Origin of the sequence: Bacillus sp. JJ1122, assembly GCF_036964885.1 — a bacterium.
Lineage (GTDB): Bacteria > Bacillota > Bacilli > Bacillales > Cytobacillaceae > Mesobacillus.
Window position 1 is genome coordinate 66353 of sequence record NZ_JBALQL010000003.1, and the last position, 16226, is coordinate 82578.

The window sequence follows — 16226 nt, forward strand, 5'->3', positions numbered from 1 at the left end:
GAAAAGAACGCTAATAAACGGGCTCCTCCCAACATATAATTTATTTTTCCCTCATACCTTATTGTAGGACTTTTTCCCAGGGGAGGTTCATTATGTTCATTCATGTTGTCCAAAGAGGAGAGTCATTATGGCAGATTGCGAGCCGTTATCAAGTGACCATCACGCAAATTACAGATATCAACGGATTGGAAAACCCAAATCAACTGGTCGTTGGCCAGGCCTTGATCATTCCATCCTATGATGTATACCATACGGTCAGATCGGGAGAAGCGCTTTGGTCGATCGCACAACGTTACGGCACGACGGCTGACGCGATCGTCAGGGCGAATGGGATCACTAATCCAGCACTGATTTATCCAGGTACCGTGCTGCGGATTCCTGCAATCCGGCATACTGTTCAATCCGGGGAGGCGCTCTGGCAGATTAGCAAGCGTTATGGTGTTACGGTTCAATCGATCATCAGGGCCAATCAAATTCAGAATCCAAACGTACTGTATCCAGGAACCATCCTCACCATCCCCAGGCCGAAGCCAACGATCGAATCGAACGCCTTCACCTACCATTCCGATGAAAAAGCGGTGGAATATGTCGGTGAAGTGGCCGACCTGTTGACCTACATTGCGCCTTTTGCCTATGTCATTCAGCCGGACGGTTCGCTCGTCCTGTATATGAAGGATGACACCGATGCCATCCAGACAGGACTTGCAAAAGGAGCTTTGCCAATGATGTCGATCACCAATTTTACCGCCACCGAAACCGGACATAATATCGCACATGAAGTACTCGCAAGTGAAGAGCACCGTGGAAAGCTTCTGGACAATATTCTTTCCGTCATGCGTGAAAAAGGCTATCGCGGCTTGAATATTGATTTCGAAAATGTATTGGCTGCTGACCGCGAGCTTTACAATTCATTCCTTCAGGCGGCCGTAAATGCCCTGCATAAGGAAGGATTTTTTGTGTCGACGTCTCTGGCGCCGAAAATCAGCGCTGACCAGAAGGGACTGTTATATGAAGCTCATGATTATCAAGCCCATGGCAGGATTGCAGACTTCGTCGTACTGATGACGTATGAATGGGGCTACCGCTTCGGACCGCCGCGTGCCGTTTCACCATTGAACGAAATCCGCCGTGTGCTTGACTACGCTGTTACTGTCATCCCTAGGAACAAAATCCTGATGGGCTTCCAGCTGTACGCCCGCGACTGGGTCATCCCTCACGTCGAGGGCCAGGAAGCTGAAACATACAGCCCTCAGGAAGCTGTCAGCCGAGCGATCAAATACGGCGCATCGATTCAATATGATTCAGCTGCTGCATCGCCTTTCTTCCGTTATAATGATGAACAAGGCCGAGGACACGAAGTCTGGTTCGAGGACGCCCGAAGTGCCCAAGCAAAATTTGATACTATCAAACAATACAACCTTCGAGGAGTCAGCTACTGGGTTTTGGGCTACCCATTCCCGCAGAACTGGACTTTGCTTGAGGACAATTTTAATATAAAAAAATTAACGTAAAATAGTGCCTGGCGGCTTTGCCAGGCACTATTTCTTATGGGATGACCTAAACTGTTTTTACCAAGTCTACGCTCTTAAAACAGTTTCTGCCAGCACCCTCGCTCCAATGTTAAGCGCGGAATGATCAAAGCCCATTTTTGGATGGTGGAGGCCTGGGGCAAGATTTGCTCCTACTCCAATCATGGTTGCTTTCAGTTCCGGCTGCTTCACCGTATAATAATGAAAATCATCGCTGCCTGATGTAACGACAGGAGCTGCTAGAGCGTCCTTACCTATGGATTCAATTATTCCCTCAGCAGCAATCGCTTCTGCTTCAGAAGACACTTCTGCACCAGGAGCTAAATCAAGCCAGTTCCATGTAATTTCGACTCCGTAAAGCTTTTGCAGTCCTGCCAGTTTTTCTTCGATTGATTCTTGCAGCTGCTGCAATACATGATTTTTCTGGGCTCTCAAGTCAATCGCAAACTCAGCATTGCCTGGTATGATATTTAAATTATCGCCGCCTGCGATGATTTTCGTAAGTTTAGCAGAATGAGGCTCAAATGGTGAAACATAGATCGATTTCAACATTTGCTGCAGGGCAACGATCACGTCGATTGCATTCTTTCCTTGGTGCGGCCTCGCCCCATGGGCATCAACTCCGATAATTTTGCCTTCAAGGAAGGTGCCTGCGCCATGGTGGATGGACGGAGCAACCTTGCCTAATGGGAGTTCTTCCACAGGACGAAGATGGACGCCGAACAAATGGGTGACATCCTGAATGGCACCGCGCTCGATCATCGAAATAGCTCCATTGCCCTTTTCTTCTGCTGGCTGGAAAATAAACCGGATTCTCTTAGATGGCTTTTTTTCCATTATATAGAGCATTGCTCCGAGCACCATCGACATATTAGCGTCATGTCCGCAGGAATGGTTTGCCTTCCATACACCATCTACTTCCTGCCACAAAGCATCAATATCTGCTCTGACAGCAATGACTTCCTCACCTGTTCCAACCTCGGCCACCAATCCTGTCACATCGTCGAACTTTTTATATGGGACACCTAACTCCTCAAGGATTCCAGCTATTTTCTTCGTTGTTTTATATTCCTTCCAGCTTACCTCTGGATATGTATGAAAGTGGTCGAACCACTCTAGTATACGAGCTTCAATTGAACTTTGATCCAAGTTGTCCACTCCTGTCTGATTTTAAAACCTATTATAATCCCAAACTGTTTTTATTCCTATGAATTTTAGAAGTACTTTTATTTATCAATGGTCCATCCTTTGAAGCGGCCATCTACTAAAATAGGAACTGCTTCTGTTACATCCAGTCTTGCGCAATGAAGGACATCGGCTTCATATCCACGTTCGCGCAACTCACGTCCGCTGCCGCAATCCCAGATAAGCTGTGATAAATTTTCCTTCGTCCCGTTCAAGGCAGCAATACATACTTGAGCTTCTGGTGATTTTTCACCTTCCAATTTGGAGAGAATGGCTCCTGCACCGAGGTAATCCTCGATGGAAGGCCGCAGCCTGTCTTCATTTTCCCTTACATCATTCCACATTTCCCCGCTTGGTACGACCGTGATTGCCGCTCCTGATACTTGTTTTATTTTGTTAGCTGCCGACGCGACTGCTGAGGCATTGAGCAATGAGCCGATTAGCAGAGCCGGAACCTTTGATGAGATCCAGGTACAATAGGCTCCATTAAGCGACGATAATACATAACTGTTATTTCGATGGCCATTGTTGAAGGTTACTGGAGACAAAGTAGGCTTTCCAGCCCGTGCTGCTTCCGCCCTGCCTAAAATATATTCAGCACCAACGCTTTCGGCGTAACTTTTACCATCAAGGTCTGGGGGATAAGGATAGATTACTGCTCCGGCATTCAGAGCTGAAACAACCGTTGAGGAAAAACTAAGGACATCTACAACAATGACAATGTCCCCACGTTCTGCAGCTTCACGCGCCCCTCGCCTTCCCCACTCCACCCGGCACTCAAAAGGAGATTGGTCAAACATAAGATCACCTCAAATTTCATTATGAAAGATTATATATTCTCGTTTTAGATGCCTATTCCTCCTCAGCCTTAAGTCTTATACGAAAATCTGTCTCTGGCTCATTATGAATCTTCCTTTCTAGGGATAAAATGGAAACATCTTAAAGGAATGCTAAATAATTACTATTTAAAACCGGGACTCATTACTAGCGTCTGTATACGTATGATTTGTCTTCGGGTGCATAAAATAGAAATTTTTTACATTCCTATTTTACGATAATATCAGGAGGATTATATGGGATTATTAAAATTTATTGTGCAAAGAAAAATCTTGATCAGCTTAATGGTTGTATTAGTTTTATTGATTGGCAGCTTCGCAGTAATCAAACTCGATAAGGAATTGCTTCCTTCCATGGAAATGGACGGTGCTTATGTTGAAATTAACGCCGGGGAAATGCCTGCAATTGAAGTTGAACGCACCATAACCACCCCTCTCGAAAAACAGATCCTTGGTCTTGAGGGTGTTGAAGATATCGAGACGACCAGCAGCATCGGCCGCAGCTCCTTCCAGCTGACATTTGAGCGGGGACGCGGTGAAGACTTATTCAAGGAAGTAGAATCAATCGTCAATTCCTCTACTGCTGAGCTTTCTGGAGTGAAGGATGTTGCAGCAGGTCAATATGGCACAAGTCAGAGCTATGAATTTTTCATGGATGTTTCTGGTACCGATATGGAGAAAATGACCGCTTTTGCTAAGGACGTACTTGAACCCAGGTTAGAAGACTTACCTGAAGTTCGCGATGTTTCAATAAGCGGGATTGTTGAACATGAAGTTTCGATTGAACTGAATCGCGATGAGATTGTGAAAAAGGGGCTGGATGTCCAGCAAGTAATCGGCATCATCCAGCAGGTGAATACGGAAGCAACAATTGGTCAGCTTAGTGATGATAATCATTCACCCTCTGTAAGATGGAATACAAAGCTTGCATCGGTTGAAGATGTAAAAGAACTAAAAATCCCGACGTCTGCAGGTTTTGTTAAGTTAGCTGATCTTGCAAAGGTCTCAATTAAACCGGTTGAAAGCTCGTCTTCTGTCTGGAAAAATGGATCGAAGGATTTTGTCTTCGTTCAGGTTGGCCGTGTATCGGATGCCACTCAGATTGAAATGGCCGAAGCAGTCCGTGCGGAAATTAAAAAAATCCGTGAAGATGATCTGGTTAAAGGCTTTGAATTGAATGAAATGGTGGCGCAAGCTGATTATGTCAAGGAATCGATTGACGGTGTCACAAGCAATATCCTGATCGGGGGAGCGATTGCGGTTGTCGTCCTTCTGCTGTTTTTGAAAAATATCCGCGCTACATTGATTGTGGGCTTGTCGATTCCTACATCTGTATTGCTTACTTTTGCAGCGATGTGGATGTTTGGCTACAGCTTCAACATGTTAACTTTGATTGGCCTTGGACTTGGAATCGGGATGATGGTCGACTCATCGATTGTTATTCTTGAATCCATTTACCGAAAAAAAGAAAGTGGATTATCAAATTTTGATGCTGTGATCGAAGGAACAAAAGAAGTTTCTGCAGCAGTGATTGCATCCATGCTGACAACGATTGTTGTGTTCCTGCCAATCGGCTTGCTAGGCGGTGAAATGGGACAGTTCATGATCATGCTGTCAGCAGTCGTTGCTATTACATTAATTAGCTCAGTAATCGTCGCTTTCACCCTGATTCCTTCATTATCAGAGAAATTCTTAAAGCTGAAGAAGCAGGAAAAAGCCAAAAAGGATGGTCCATTGCTTCGTGCATACAGCCGTGCAGTCTCTTGGACAATAAAGAAAAAGCGTTACAGCTTTGCGGTCATCGGGTTATTTTTCCTCATGTTCGCAGGCTCGCTGCTGCTCGTGACAAAGATTCCAATGACCATCATGCCGGATATGATGAACCGCTATGCTGAGATCATGGTCAATCTGGAGAACGGTTTAACAGTTGAAGACAAAGAAGAAATCGTCAAGGAGATCAACAGGTCGCTGGAGGCTGTCACAGACGTTGAAACCAATTATGTCATGGATAATGGAAGCATGATGTACACAATTATTAACATGACAAAAGGCGACGATATTACGAAGGACCAAAAAGAGGTGAATGAAGAAATCTTTAAAGCCTTACGGAGTCTTGAGGGAAAACTGCCTATTAAGAACGTCCAGTCTGCAATGTCCTCTGGCGGAGGGTACCCAGTGCAGGTGAACATCACTGGTGAGGATTTTAAAGAACTGCAATCCATTTCTGATGGATTCATAAAAGAGCTTAAAGAAATTGATGGGATTGTTGGAGTCGAAAATTCAATTGAACGCACTTCTGTTGAACAGGTCGTACAATTGAATGAAGCCGAAATGGAGAAGGCTGGTTTATCTCAGCTGCAAATCAAGCAATATATTGAGCAGGCCTTTTTACAAATGCCGTTAGGAGAAATGAAGATTGATGAGGAAAATGTTCCGTTAACAGTGAAGTGGGACGAAAAGACAGCCACTAATTCGGCTCTTTTGAATATGAAGGTGCCTACTTCAACTGGAGAACAAAAATTATCGTCGTTCATAACCCTGAAGAGTGAAGAGAACCCAAATCAAATCACGCATAGAGATGGCGAACGCTATGTCTCGATTTCAGCTGATATTGAAGGAAAGGATCTCGGAGCGATCAACCGCGAAGTCCAGAAGCTGATGGACCGATACGATGTTCCGGCAGGCTATAGCATTTCTCCAGCAGGGGACCTTGAGGCTCAGCAGGAATTGGTGCAGGATATGATCTTGATACTGGCTATATCCATCTTCCTCGTATACTTTGTCATGGCTGTCCAGTTTAATCACTTCGGTCACCCGCTGATTGTTATGTCTGTCATCCCAATGACAATCGTTGGAGTTATTCTTGGCTTGTTCCTGACGCAGCGTGAACTAAGCGTGATGTCAGGCATGGGCATCATCATGCTGATCGGAATCGTCCTGAACAATGCAATCTTGCTGATTGACCGCACGAACCAGCTTAGAAATGAAGGCTATAGTGTACAGGAAGCACTTGTTGAAGCAGGTAAAAACCGCATCCGTCCCATCCTGATGACCACATTGACAACAGTAGGCGGCATGCTTCCATTAGCATTGGCTGCAGGTGGATCAGGCAATTACCAGGCACCAATGGCCACAGCCATCATCGCCGGCTTGAGCTTTGCAACCCTGATTACCCTTCTGCTCATCCCAGCCGTCTACCGCATCTTCACAAAAAGCAGCGTCAAACGCAGCTGGCTGAGCAGAAAAGCCAAAAAAAGCAAGAGTACCGCAACACCAATACCAGAAGCACTAAGCTAAATAGATAAAGCACTCACACCAATTAACGCATCACTGTACTGGGGGTCAGACCCCCAGTACGGTGATGCGTTGATGCGCCGGGGGTCAGACCCCCGGCGCGGTGGTGTGGTGAAGCATATAGGAGCCAGGCCTAATGGGCCTGGCTCCTTCTCACTTTATTACATTTATGTTTATTGGATGGTTCCGCCTGCCTGGGTGTAGCGGGCGTTGAATTCTTGGACGAATTGGTTGGTGATGGCTGCGTCATGGATGATGAGCATGTTTTCGTCGTTGACGTTGTTGCCGTTGTTGCTCCAGTTTGTTGAGCCAACGATTGTTGTTGGATCACTGTTTGTATCAGCGTCAATCAGCATAGTCTTGCTGTGCAGCTTTCGTACCTCCGCATCGGCGTAAACTGGTGCGGGATTTTTCCAGCGAGTGTTAGGATTGTTAACACTCGTTTGTGATGCCGTTCTTCCTGTCATATCGACACTTGCAGACCACCATTGATTATAGAAATCTGTATCAAACAGCCCCTTAACATCGAAGCCAGTCAATGTTCCTTCCAGGTCGTTGTAAGACCCTTCCCACTTATTCTTCAATTCATCGGCAATCTTCTGATCACTCCAGGCGAAAATGGAGAAGTAAGTATTGAATTGCGCTTCGTTCCGAATCACATCTGCCATTTTACCGATTGCGTTATCTCCTGCGGAGAAATAGATTTCAACCTTTTTGCCATTAATATCAATCACATGTGTTGTGTTATCCGTTTTCCGGCTGCTGAAGTTTGATACTACTGGATCAGGGTTCAGCGCGCTTGTTCCCCACATCTCATTGAATTCCGTTTCATAAATACCGGCTAACTGCGGCCAGTTAATTTCCACAACCTGATTTTGGTTGCCATCGAGTATGCCCTGCTGCATATTTTCATCAGTGCCGTATAACCCGGTCACGGTAAAATTCCATGTACCCGTGAATACCCATCGGTCATCAATAATCGCAAATTTATTATGCATCTGGTTTCCAGGTCCAAAATAGCTTCCTGCTGCTTTTGATTCAGCATTTACGAATAAGCGGCCAGTTTCAGCAGTCGTTCCAACTGTTACCGTAACTTGTGCAATATCATCGGCACTTGCCGGAAGTCCCAGGCTCGTTCTTTTTACGCTATCTTCAACCGCAAACATTGGTGAATCGGAGAAAACTACGATATCATCAGCTGTTCCGATTTTCATATCCTGTCCACGGACCATCTTTTCCAGATGAAGGCGCATCGTCTCAAAACGCTCTGCATAATGGGGGTCCGCTGCATCCTTTGAATCGGCGATGACGCGTACATCCACACCCTGGGCTGCTTTCTGGATCAATGTATCCACCACACGCGGCAGATTGATTTCATATGTTGCAAAATCGATGCTTTTTGTTGCTGAGCTAAGTCGCTTAATTAAAATATCTTCAAAATTCACATTGTAGTTCGCTTCATTTCCAGCTGAAGCATATTGAGGAAAAGCACATTTGTTAAAATAAACATTCATTGCGCCTTCAGCTTCGGATACTTGGTTAATATGCTGTGTACGATCATTACAAACATTATTCGTTGGAGGAGTCGTTGTACCGCCGCCGGGATCTTCCACCGAGCCGCTGCCATCCGTTCCAGTTGAGTTGAACGCCTTAGGAGTACCAAGTCCATCAGCATAGCTTGCATTGGCCGTTGCCCAGTTTGTCGAGGACATTCCTGCCACATTAGGATCGATGCGTTCCATTGTGGCTTTTGCCGTGTTGTCGCCTGCATACCAGGTATCGACTTCATCAACCACCGCCCCACTTGGATCGATCAGCTTAAGATCCTCGGCATCGTTTCCCAGAGAACCGCTGTATATCAGGTCAGCCGGAATATTGGAAACAGATTGATCATCCGTTTTTTCGAGTAAAAAATAGCCATTAGCCGGAATCGTGCCACTGAGCGTAATAGCCGGAGCGCCATCCGCTGCATTCAGCTGCCAGCCATCTAGATTAACATCGGTGCCCGAATTATTGTAAAGCTCAATCCATTCATCGCTGTAGCTTTTGCTTGTTCCCATCCAGGCTATTTCACTGATTACCACATTCGTGGTTTCAGCTGCATTCACCTTTGGTGCACTTGCCATGAAAGACGGGTTAAGAGTTGAGAACAATAAGATAAAGGCTGGTATAACAGAAATCAATTTCTTCAACTTTGACTACCTCCTCAAATATAAATCCAAGATAATCATAAGGTAAAAAAGTTGTCGAAATATGATGAAAATGTAAATTTTGCGAAAAATGATTCTATTGAAGCGGTTTATATTCAAAAGAAATTCCCCAACCGAAACTAATTACCTAGCAAGCTGGAAGACGATCTCCAAAAAGGATACTGGATCGATAGCAATAGGCATTGAAAAACGATTCCACTGTAAACGGAATCGTTCCATCTTTACATTTATTTTACTTTTGCTAATTCATCTTTTATCACTTTCTGCAGTTCTGGTGTTCCTTTTGTTCCATCACTAAAGAAATTCTTATCAGACCAATACGTCACCCTGAACACAATCCCGTTCTCTAGCTCCACTCCAATAAAAACCCTTTCGCTTTCTGATGTTTTTTCATTGGCGAACTTCTGTCGATCATATACCTCTGCTGCCTGCCATTCTTTAAGAAAGCTGTTTATCGCTTCCTTTGAAAAAGTATGAATGATTGTATCATCCTCTGTACTCCGGAAGATGATATTCTTGACCTTGTCCTGGACGGGATAAAGGTCACTTCCATTTTTAGCTTCTTTCCTTTCATCTACGACAAAAACCCTGCCTCCAGCAGTAACCATTAGTGAAGATGGATAGCCTTTTACTTCATAAATCTCCGTTCCTTTTGGTAAAAAAGCAGCATCCCCATTTCTCGTTTTATGACCACTGCAGGCATTATCTGCCATTTGATAGGAAACCTTTCCGATTTCCTTCCCCTTCGCTGGGGTAAACCCTTCTGGTTCCTCAACAAAATCATGCTGGTATAATATATCATTTATTTTGAGTACATCCCTCCAACTGATTGCTGCATCAGGACATCCATCAGAAAACGGCGTGCATGCAGCCATTGTGAAAATAGCTATGAGGGGTAAAGCTATTCGACTCAGTCTCTGCATTCAAAGACCACCTCCACGACTACTATATTCCATATAAATGGGAGATATCCTCTATGAATTTCAAGTTATTAGTGTTTAAAAGCAGACGGATCTTGCATTAAAGATGGTTATTGATACCCCAAAAACAAGTTCCGGCTTTTTCGGGCTCAAATAATTGCATTAACAACTTAAAAAGGGATGGCTGTCCAACCTTAGGACAGCCATCTCTCCATACCTATTTGCTCTTTTTTTCAATTGCCATGCTCCACATTGTCAAAAGAACAGCTCCCAATACCATTGCACCGCCAATCCATGGTGTATGGATCAACCCTATCGTATCGACAACGATTCCTCCAACAAATGCACCGATCGCAATACCGAGGTTAAAGGCAGCGATATTTAAAGCTGACGCTACATTGACGGCTGCAGTCACATATCGTTCAGCCAATTTTACGACCAGCACCTGCAATCCCGGTACGTTCATGAACGCGAACATCCCCAGCAAGAAAATCGTCACGACTCCAACAATTTTAAATGGAGCAGTGAAAGTAAGAACAATAAGGATAATGGCCTGGACGATAAACATCCACAATAACGCTTTTAACGGATTTTTATCCGCTGCTTTGCCGCCGATTGAATTTCCGATGGCAACGGCAATTCCGTATACTAATAAGATGATGCTCACCACTTTTGGTGAGAAGCCAGTGATCTCCTGAAGGATTGGGGTAAGATAAGTGAATGCGACAAATGTCCCCCCATATCCAAGTGCAGTAATAGCAAAAGCCAGCAATAATGGACCATTACGCAAAATCTTCATTTGATCACTGAATTTAGAAGGTGGTGCATCTTTAATATTTTTTGGGATTAAAATGGCACTCGCAATGATTCCCACTACACCTAATAATGCGACACCCCCGAATGTAGCTCTCCAGCCAAACATCTGGCCAATGAACGTTCCAAGCGGCACACCTGTTACGGTTGCGACAGTCAAGCCGGTGAACATAAAGGCGATCGCACTTGCCCTTTTATTCTCAGGGACAAGGTCTGCCGCGATTGTTGACCCAATTGAAAAGAACACACCATGTGAAAAAGCCGTTATGACCCTTGCAGCCAGCAGCAGCCCAAAGCTAGTTGATACAGCTGCAATGGAATTACCAATGATAAAAATGACCATTAACGCCATAAGCAATGTTTTACGGCTCATTTTATTTGTTAATGCTGTTAAGATCGGCGCTCCAAACGCAACGCCCATCGCATAGCCCGAAATCAATAATCCAGCTAATGTAATCGATATATTTAAATCATCTGCTATTGTGGAAAGCAATCCTACAGGGACAAATTCGGTCGTCCCAATGCCAAACGCACTGATTGCCAATGCTAAAAGCGACAGCGTTCCGCCCTTACTTTTTGTTTGTTGTATATTTGAACTCATTATAAGCAATCCTCCTAAAGATAAAATTAAATTTTACAAGATGGCCGGTGAAGGCGCCTTTCACCGTTTGCCAACATGAAAGCTATTATGATGCATACCGGGAAAGTTGAGAAGTACGCACTTTGAAGTGCCGAAGACACCTGCAGGTAATATAGGTACTAAAAAGTGCCCTATACAACTTTTTATATGGTAGTTGTATAATTGGCCTAATCAACTGGCTCTTCCCGCAGAAACCTATTATGGATCTCTTTTATAGAATTAGGAAGTACACACTTTAAAGTACGATAGGCACTAAAAAGTAACGATTTGCCGTCACTATACGTATAAGCAGAAGGTTACTGTCATTGCATCTTATAAAAATAAAGGAGGCATAAGCCGCCATGAAAAAATACAATATTCCAGTCGAAGCTGCGCTCGAAGTAATCGGAGGCAAATGGAAGGTCGTTATCCTTTGCCATTTGATTCATGGAAAAAAGCGCACGAGTGAATTGAAAAAATTAATGCCGGGGATCACGCAAAAAATGCTCACGCAGCAATTGCGTGAGCTTGAAGAGGATAATGTGATTCTACGCGAGGTATATAACCAGGTCCCGCCAAAGGTTGAATACTCCCTCACGGACTATGGCTGGACATTAAAAGGGATTCTCGACTCCCTTTGTGCCTGGGGCGAGCAGCATATCGAAAAGAACTTTCCAAATAAAGAAGATGTGCTGATTCAGCCGACAGTAATAAAGTAGTAAAAGCCATGTGATTTGCTCACATGGCTTTTCTAATTTCTCGGTGCCCACAGCATGATTGAAACACCAACAATACAGATCGCTGCTCCCATCCAGTCATACATGTCTAGGGATTTTTTATCAATTCCCCAACCCCAGAGTACAGACAGGATAATAAAAACTCCACCATATGCAGCATACACTCTTCCGAAAGTCGGAAACTTTTGAAGCGTCGGTATGATTCCGTACAGAACCAAAATTCCACTGCCTAAAAGTCCATACCAATATGGTTTCCCTTCACGAAGCCACAGCCAGACAAGATAGCCGCCGCCAATTTCCGCGAGGCCGGCGATAACAAATAACAGGATAGCGTAGATTTACTCCACCTCCCCTGCCAGGTGCCACCAGGATGAATTGGGATAACTTTTGGAACCAACAGTAACTGTCTCCCCAATCCTTGGTGTAGCAATCTCCACTCCAGATTTTTCTGCTGCCCTGACAGCCCTCTCCACCGGGTCATGCCAGGAATGCAGCGATAAGGTAAAAGCGCCCCAGTGAACAGGTATCAATACTTTTCCTTTTACATCGAGATGGGCCTGGACTGTTTCTTCCGGAAGCATATGGATAGCTGCCCAGCGTGCGTCGTATTGTCCGCATTCCATTAATGTTACATCGAAAGGTCCATACTTTTCGCCAATCTCTTTAAAATGCGGACCATAGCCGCCATCGCCGCTAAAAAAGATTTTTGTTTTCTTGCCGATGATGACCCATGAGCACCAAAGCGTAGAGTCCCGATTTGTAAGCCCGCGGCCAGAAAAATGGCGGGCGGGTGTACAGGCGAACTGAATCCCATCAAACTCAAATTCACTCCACCAATCATGTTCGCTGATGATTTCCGAAGAGATCCCCCAGCGCTCCAAATGGCTGCCCACTCCCAGAGGCGTAAAGAACCTTTTTACCTTCCCCTTCAGCTTCATGATGGAGCCATAATCGAGATGATCATAATGGTCATGAGTCAGGAACACTGCATCAATGACTGGCAGCTCCTCGATTTCAAAAGGCAGTTTGCCGCTGTAGCGCTGATTCCTGATTGGAAAAGGTGTTGGCGCCTTGCCGAACATCGGGTCAAACAAAATGGACATCCCTTCGATTTCCAAAAGGAATGCCGAGTGCCCAAACCAGGTGATTTTCGCATCATTGCTGCCGTTAAAAGACCTGTCTGTCGGGAAATCCGCCATCGGAATGGGTGATTTCGGCTTCCTGTCGGGATTGCCTTTTACAAAGTCCTTCATCATCGAAACCACGGAGCCTAAGCTTGTATCCCATGAGGTTGGCACCTGGTTGACAAACTTCCCGTTTCTGTATTGAGGTGATTGGCTATATTCCGCTCTTTTCTGCCTGGAGTACCGGCCGCCAAACGACGGATAATAATTCAGCACAGCATATACGATTAATAAAAGAATACCTATAAACAAAAGAACATTTATCATTTCATTCAGCTTCCTAATTCCTGTATTTGTTCAGATGGATAAACCGTGATCCCGGATTTGGCCAGCTGAGCAGCCTTGTACATCGCCGAAGCAACAGTTATACCCTCAATCGCTTTATATTTTTTGAATGGTCCGGCAAAAAGAAATGGCACCTTCGTAAAAATGGTAGCAGCTGTTCTTTCGCCGAGCCTGAATTCCTGACGCTCTCCCAGAAGAAGCGATGGTCTGAAGATGGCTACCGACTCAAAAGGAATTGTTTTGATTTCCGCCTCCAGCATGCCCTTCATTTTAGAATAGAAAATCGGTGAATTCGGATCGGCATTCATCGAGCTGACCAGCAGGAATTTCTTTGCTCCCTTTGAACTGGCCAATTTTGCAATAGCCACTGGATAATCTACATCGATTTTCCACATCGCTTCTTTTGTTTTCGCTTTCTTTATCGTCGTGCCCAGACAGCAGAACACGTCGTCAACGGCAAAAATATCGTTATACTCACCAAGTTTGTCAAAATCCACTATCTTCTCCACAAGCTTAGGATGCTGTATCCCTAGCGGCCTTCTGACAATGGCAACGACTTTATCATATTCTTTTCCTTCTAAAAGATCTTGAAGCAATTCACTTCCGATTAAACCAGTCGAGCCAGCAATCAAAGCTGATTTCCGTGTCAAGCCAATACCCCCTGTAAACGAACATACCCCTATTATTTCACATCTGTAGAAAATAGAAAAATTTATGCATCGCATGCCTTTGAAAAAATTCAACCCCAGCCGGCACAATCATTCTTTACAAATAATCTCCTTTTGTATAACATATGTATAAGTTATGTATAACTTTCTTGGAGGCTAAACCAATATGCTTGATCACAAAATGTTTTTAAACATGATTTTTTCAGGATCGAGAAGAGTGATTGAACATCGTGATGAATTGAATTCGATCAACGTCTTCCCTGTTCCTGATGGTGATACGGGCAGCAATCTGTCCCATTTGATGCGGACGATTTTGCAGGACACATATATCAGCGATGATGCTTCGGAAGCAATGGCATCATTAAAGCAGGCTGCTCTAAGAGGCTCACGAGGGAATTCCGGGATGATCTTCTCTCAGTTCTTTATCCACATGGCGAATGATATGTCAAAAAGTAGAATCACTAGCACACAAGACTTCATTATGATGTGTGAAGCTGCTGCTGGCAAAACCTATGATTCCGTCATGTCCCCCGAAGAAGGGACAGTGTTAACAGTCATGAGAGAATGGATCCAGGCGATGAAGCAGACCACTGGCACTCATTCAAACATCCTTTCATTCATCGGCCAATCTCTGCCACATGTCTATCAGTCTCTTGAAAGTACAAAGGGGAAAATGGAAGCGGTCAGCGGCAGGAAAGTTGTCGATTCCGGAGCGAAAGGCTTTGTTTATTTTCTGGAAGGACTTGTTCACCAACAAGAGAATCGGGAAATTGTTCATAACAACAGTCATTCGCTTTCGCTCGAAGATCATTCCTTCTCAAAAGAGAGTGTGCTTGTTTTTCGCTATTGTACAGAATTTATGATTCAAGGCTGCTCTGATCCTACTAAAATAAAAGAATCTGCCGCCAGGCACGGGGACTCCGTTGTGATTGCAGGCGACGAGCAGCTGATGAAGGTTCATCTGCATACAAATGACCCTCATACCGTGGTGGAGATGCTGACGTACTTTGGCACGGTGACCTACCAAAAGGTTGAGGACATGAAACGTCAATACGAAAGCCTTCATGAGCGAAAATCTTCCATCGCAATTGTCCTCGATTCAGCTTGTGACCTTCCCGAGGAATTCATGGACCTGCATCAGATTTTCCTTTTACCAGCTACCATCGAAATGGACCAGTCTCCATATCTTGATAAAGTGACGCTGAAGCCAGAGAATTTTTACGACAGATTGGATATTGCTGGGGAAGCTCCTAAAACATCACAGCCTGGATTGGAGCAGATCATCCGAACGTATGAGCAGCTAGCTGGGCAGTATGACCATATTTTATCGATCCACGTATCCAAAGAATTGAGTGGAACCTATGAATCTTGCAGACTTGCCGCTTCACAGGTGAACCCTGAAAAAATCACTGTGCTGAATACGAAAACGCTATCTGGGGCTTACGGACTTCTGATCCATCGCGTTGCGGAAGAGCTTGAAAAAGGCGCAACCGTGGATCAGCTCATCAAGCTAACTGATGATCTGACGGCAAAGACCGAGATTTTGGTCAGCGTCCCGACTTTAAAGCATATGATCCGAGGCGGGAGAGTCACCCCGCTTCAGGGAAAAATAGCGACGCTTTTAAAAATGAAGCCGATTGTTTCTGTGGATGAGCATGGCAAATCTAAGCTTTACGGTAAAACCTTTTTCCGTAATTCCAATCTTAAAAAAATGTTCCGCATGATCGGGCATTTGGATAAAACCAAAATAATTGATCAGTACGTGGTTCTTCATGCAAACGATCCTGAAAAAGCAGCCCAATGTGAAAGGGAAATGCTTACTTTGACTGGCAAACATCCTTTGTATACATCAAACGTTTCACCTGTTATTGGCGCACATGCTGGCAAAGGCTCAGTCAGCGTAGCCATGCTTTTTAACAAACCAAAATACGAGAGGAGCTCTTAAA

At 44.6% G+C, this 16226-nt stretch carries 12 protein-coding genes; 4 read left to right on the plus strand and 8 right to left on the minus strand.

Annotated features, from left to right (window positions below):
• Positions 1 to 92 precede the first annotated feature (92 nt).
• Positions 93 to 1511: a LysM peptidoglycan-binding domain-containing protein gene (locus V7201_RS02630; RefSeq protein WP_335375228.1), complete on the plus strand. Its 1419-nt coding sequence runs from the start codon at positions 93 to 95 to the stop codon at positions 1509 to 1511.
• A gap of 66 nt (positions 1512 to 1577) precedes the next feature.
• Here V7201_RS02630 and V7201_RS02635 read toward each other — a convergent pair whose 3' ends face one another.
• Both V7201_RS02635 and V7201_RS02640 read right to left on the minus strand, forming a co-directional pair.
• Entirely contained in the window at positions 1578 to 2678 is a 1101-nt protein-coding gene (locus tag V7201_RS02635; RefSeq protein WP_335375229.1) for a M20 peptidase aminoacylase family protein, read from the minus strand.
• A 77-nt stretch (positions 2679 to 2755) separates the two neighbouring features.
• Positions 2756 to 3514, minus strand: a complete 759-nt coding sequence (locus tag V7201_RS02640) for a 2-phosphosulfolactate phosphatase (protein ID WP_335375230.1) — start codon at positions 3512 to 3514, stop codon at positions 2756 to 2758.
• A 273-nt stretch (positions 3515 to 3787) separates the two neighbouring features.
• Between V7201_RS02640 and V7201_RS02645 the strand changes: the two genes are divergently transcribed.
• A complete protein-coding gene (locus V7201_RS02645) occupies positions 3788 to 6847 on the plus strand; it encodes an efflux RND transporter permease subunit (protein WP_335375231.1) in 3060 nt (1019 codons plus the stop codon).
• 170 nt (positions 6848 to 7017) lie between these two features.
• On the opposite strand, the gene V7201_RS02650 is transcribed toward V7201_RS02645, so the two are convergent.
• The 3 genes from V7201_RS02650 to V7201_RS02660 form a co-directional block, all read right to left on the minus strand.
• On the minus strand, positions 7018 to 9036 hold the full coding sequence (locus V7201_RS02650; RefSeq protein WP_335375232.1) for a phospholipase D-like domain-containing protein: 2019 nt from the start codon (positions 9034 to 9036) through the stop codon (positions 7018 to 7020).
• Between the two features lie 245 nt (positions 9037 to 9281).
• The gene (locus V7201_RS02655; RefSeq protein ID WP_335375233.1) at positions 9282 to 9977 is read right to left on the minus strand and encodes a hypothetical protein; all 696 of its coding nucleotides are present in this window, start codon (positions 9975 to 9977) and stop codon (positions 9282 to 9284) included.
• Positions 9978 to 10191: 214 nt separating this feature from the next.
• Complete coding sequence (locus V7201_RS02660; RefSeq protein ID WP_335375234.1) at positions 10192 to 11388, minus strand: MFS transporter; 1197 nt, start codon at positions 11386 to 11388, stop codon at positions 10192 to 10194.
• A gap of 380 nt (positions 11389 to 11768) precedes the next feature.
• On the opposite strand from V7201_RS02660, the gene V7201_RS02665 reads away from it, so the two are divergent.
• Complete coding sequence (locus tag V7201_RS02665) at positions 11769 to 12125, plus strand: winged helix-turn-helix transcriptional regulator (RefSeq protein ID WP_335375235.1); 357 nt, start codon at positions 11769 to 11771, stop codon at positions 12123 to 12125.
• Positions 12126 to 12157: 32 nt separating this feature from the next.
• Here V7201_RS02665 and V7201_RS02670 read toward each other — a convergent pair whose 3' ends face one another.
• The 3 genes from V7201_RS02670 to V7201_RS02680 are packed head-to-tail and all read right to left on the minus strand — an operon-like array spanning position 12158 to position 14262.
• Complete coding sequence (locus tag V7201_RS02670; RefSeq protein ID WP_335375340.1) at positions 12158 to 12481, minus strand: YnfA family protein; 324 nt, start codon at positions 12479 to 12481, stop codon at positions 12158 to 12160.
• A complete protein-coding gene (locus V7201_RS02675; RefSeq protein ID WP_335375236.1) occupies positions 12482 to 13594 on the minus strand; it encodes an MBL fold metallo-hydrolase in 1113 nt (370 codons plus the stop codon). It lies immediately after the preceding gene.
• Positions 13595 to 13599: 5 nt separating this feature from the next.
• Positions 13600 to 14262, minus strand: a complete 663-nt coding sequence (locus tag V7201_RS02680; RefSeq protein WP_335375237.1) for an oxidoreductase — start codon at positions 14260 to 14262, stop codon at positions 13600 to 13602.
• 184 nt (positions 14263 to 14446) lie between these two features.
• Between V7201_RS02680 and V7201_RS02685 the strand changes: the two genes are divergently transcribed.
• Entirely contained in the window at positions 14447 to 16225 is a 1779-nt protein-coding gene (locus V7201_RS02685) for a DegV family protein (RefSeq protein WP_335375238.1), read from the plus strand.
• Position 16226: the final 1 nt, after the last annotated feature.

What these genes read in the sequence shown, in the direction of transcription:
- V7201_RS02645 (WP_335375231.1), top strand. Translation starts at nt 3,788, where the DNA reads ATGGGATTATTAAAATTTATTGTGCAAAGAAAAATCTTGATCAGCTTA.
- V7201_RS02655 (WP_335375233.1), bottom strand. Translation starts at nt 9,977, where the DNA reads ATGCAGAGACTGAGTCGAATAGCTTTACCCCTCATAGCTATTTTCACA.
- V7201_RS02675 (WP_335375236.1), bottom strand. Translation starts at nt 13,594, where the DNA reads ATGATAAATGTTCTTTTGTTTATAGGTATTCTTTTATTAATCGTATAT.
- V7201_RS02665 (WP_335375235.1), top strand. Translation starts at nt 11,769, where the DNA reads ATGAAAAAATACAATATTCCAGTCGAAGCTGCGCTCGAAGTAATCGGA.
- V7201_RS02640 (WP_335375230.1), bottom strand. Translation starts at nt 3,514, where the DNA reads ATGTTTGACCAATCTCCTTTTGAGTGCCGGGTGGAGTGGGGAAGGCGA.
- V7201_RS02685 (WP_335375238.1), top strand. Translation starts at nt 14,447, where the DNA reads ATGCTTGATCACAAAATGTTTTTAAACATGATTTTTTCAGGATCGAGA.
- V7201_RS02630 (WP_335375228.1), top strand. Translation starts at nt 93, where the DNA reads ATGTTCATTCATGTTGTCCAAAGAGGAGAGTCATTATGGCAGATTGCG.
- V7201_RS02660 (WP_335375234.1), bottom strand. Translation starts at nt 11,388, where the DNA reads ATGAGTTCAAATATACAACAAACAAAAAGTAAGGGCGGAACGCTGTCG.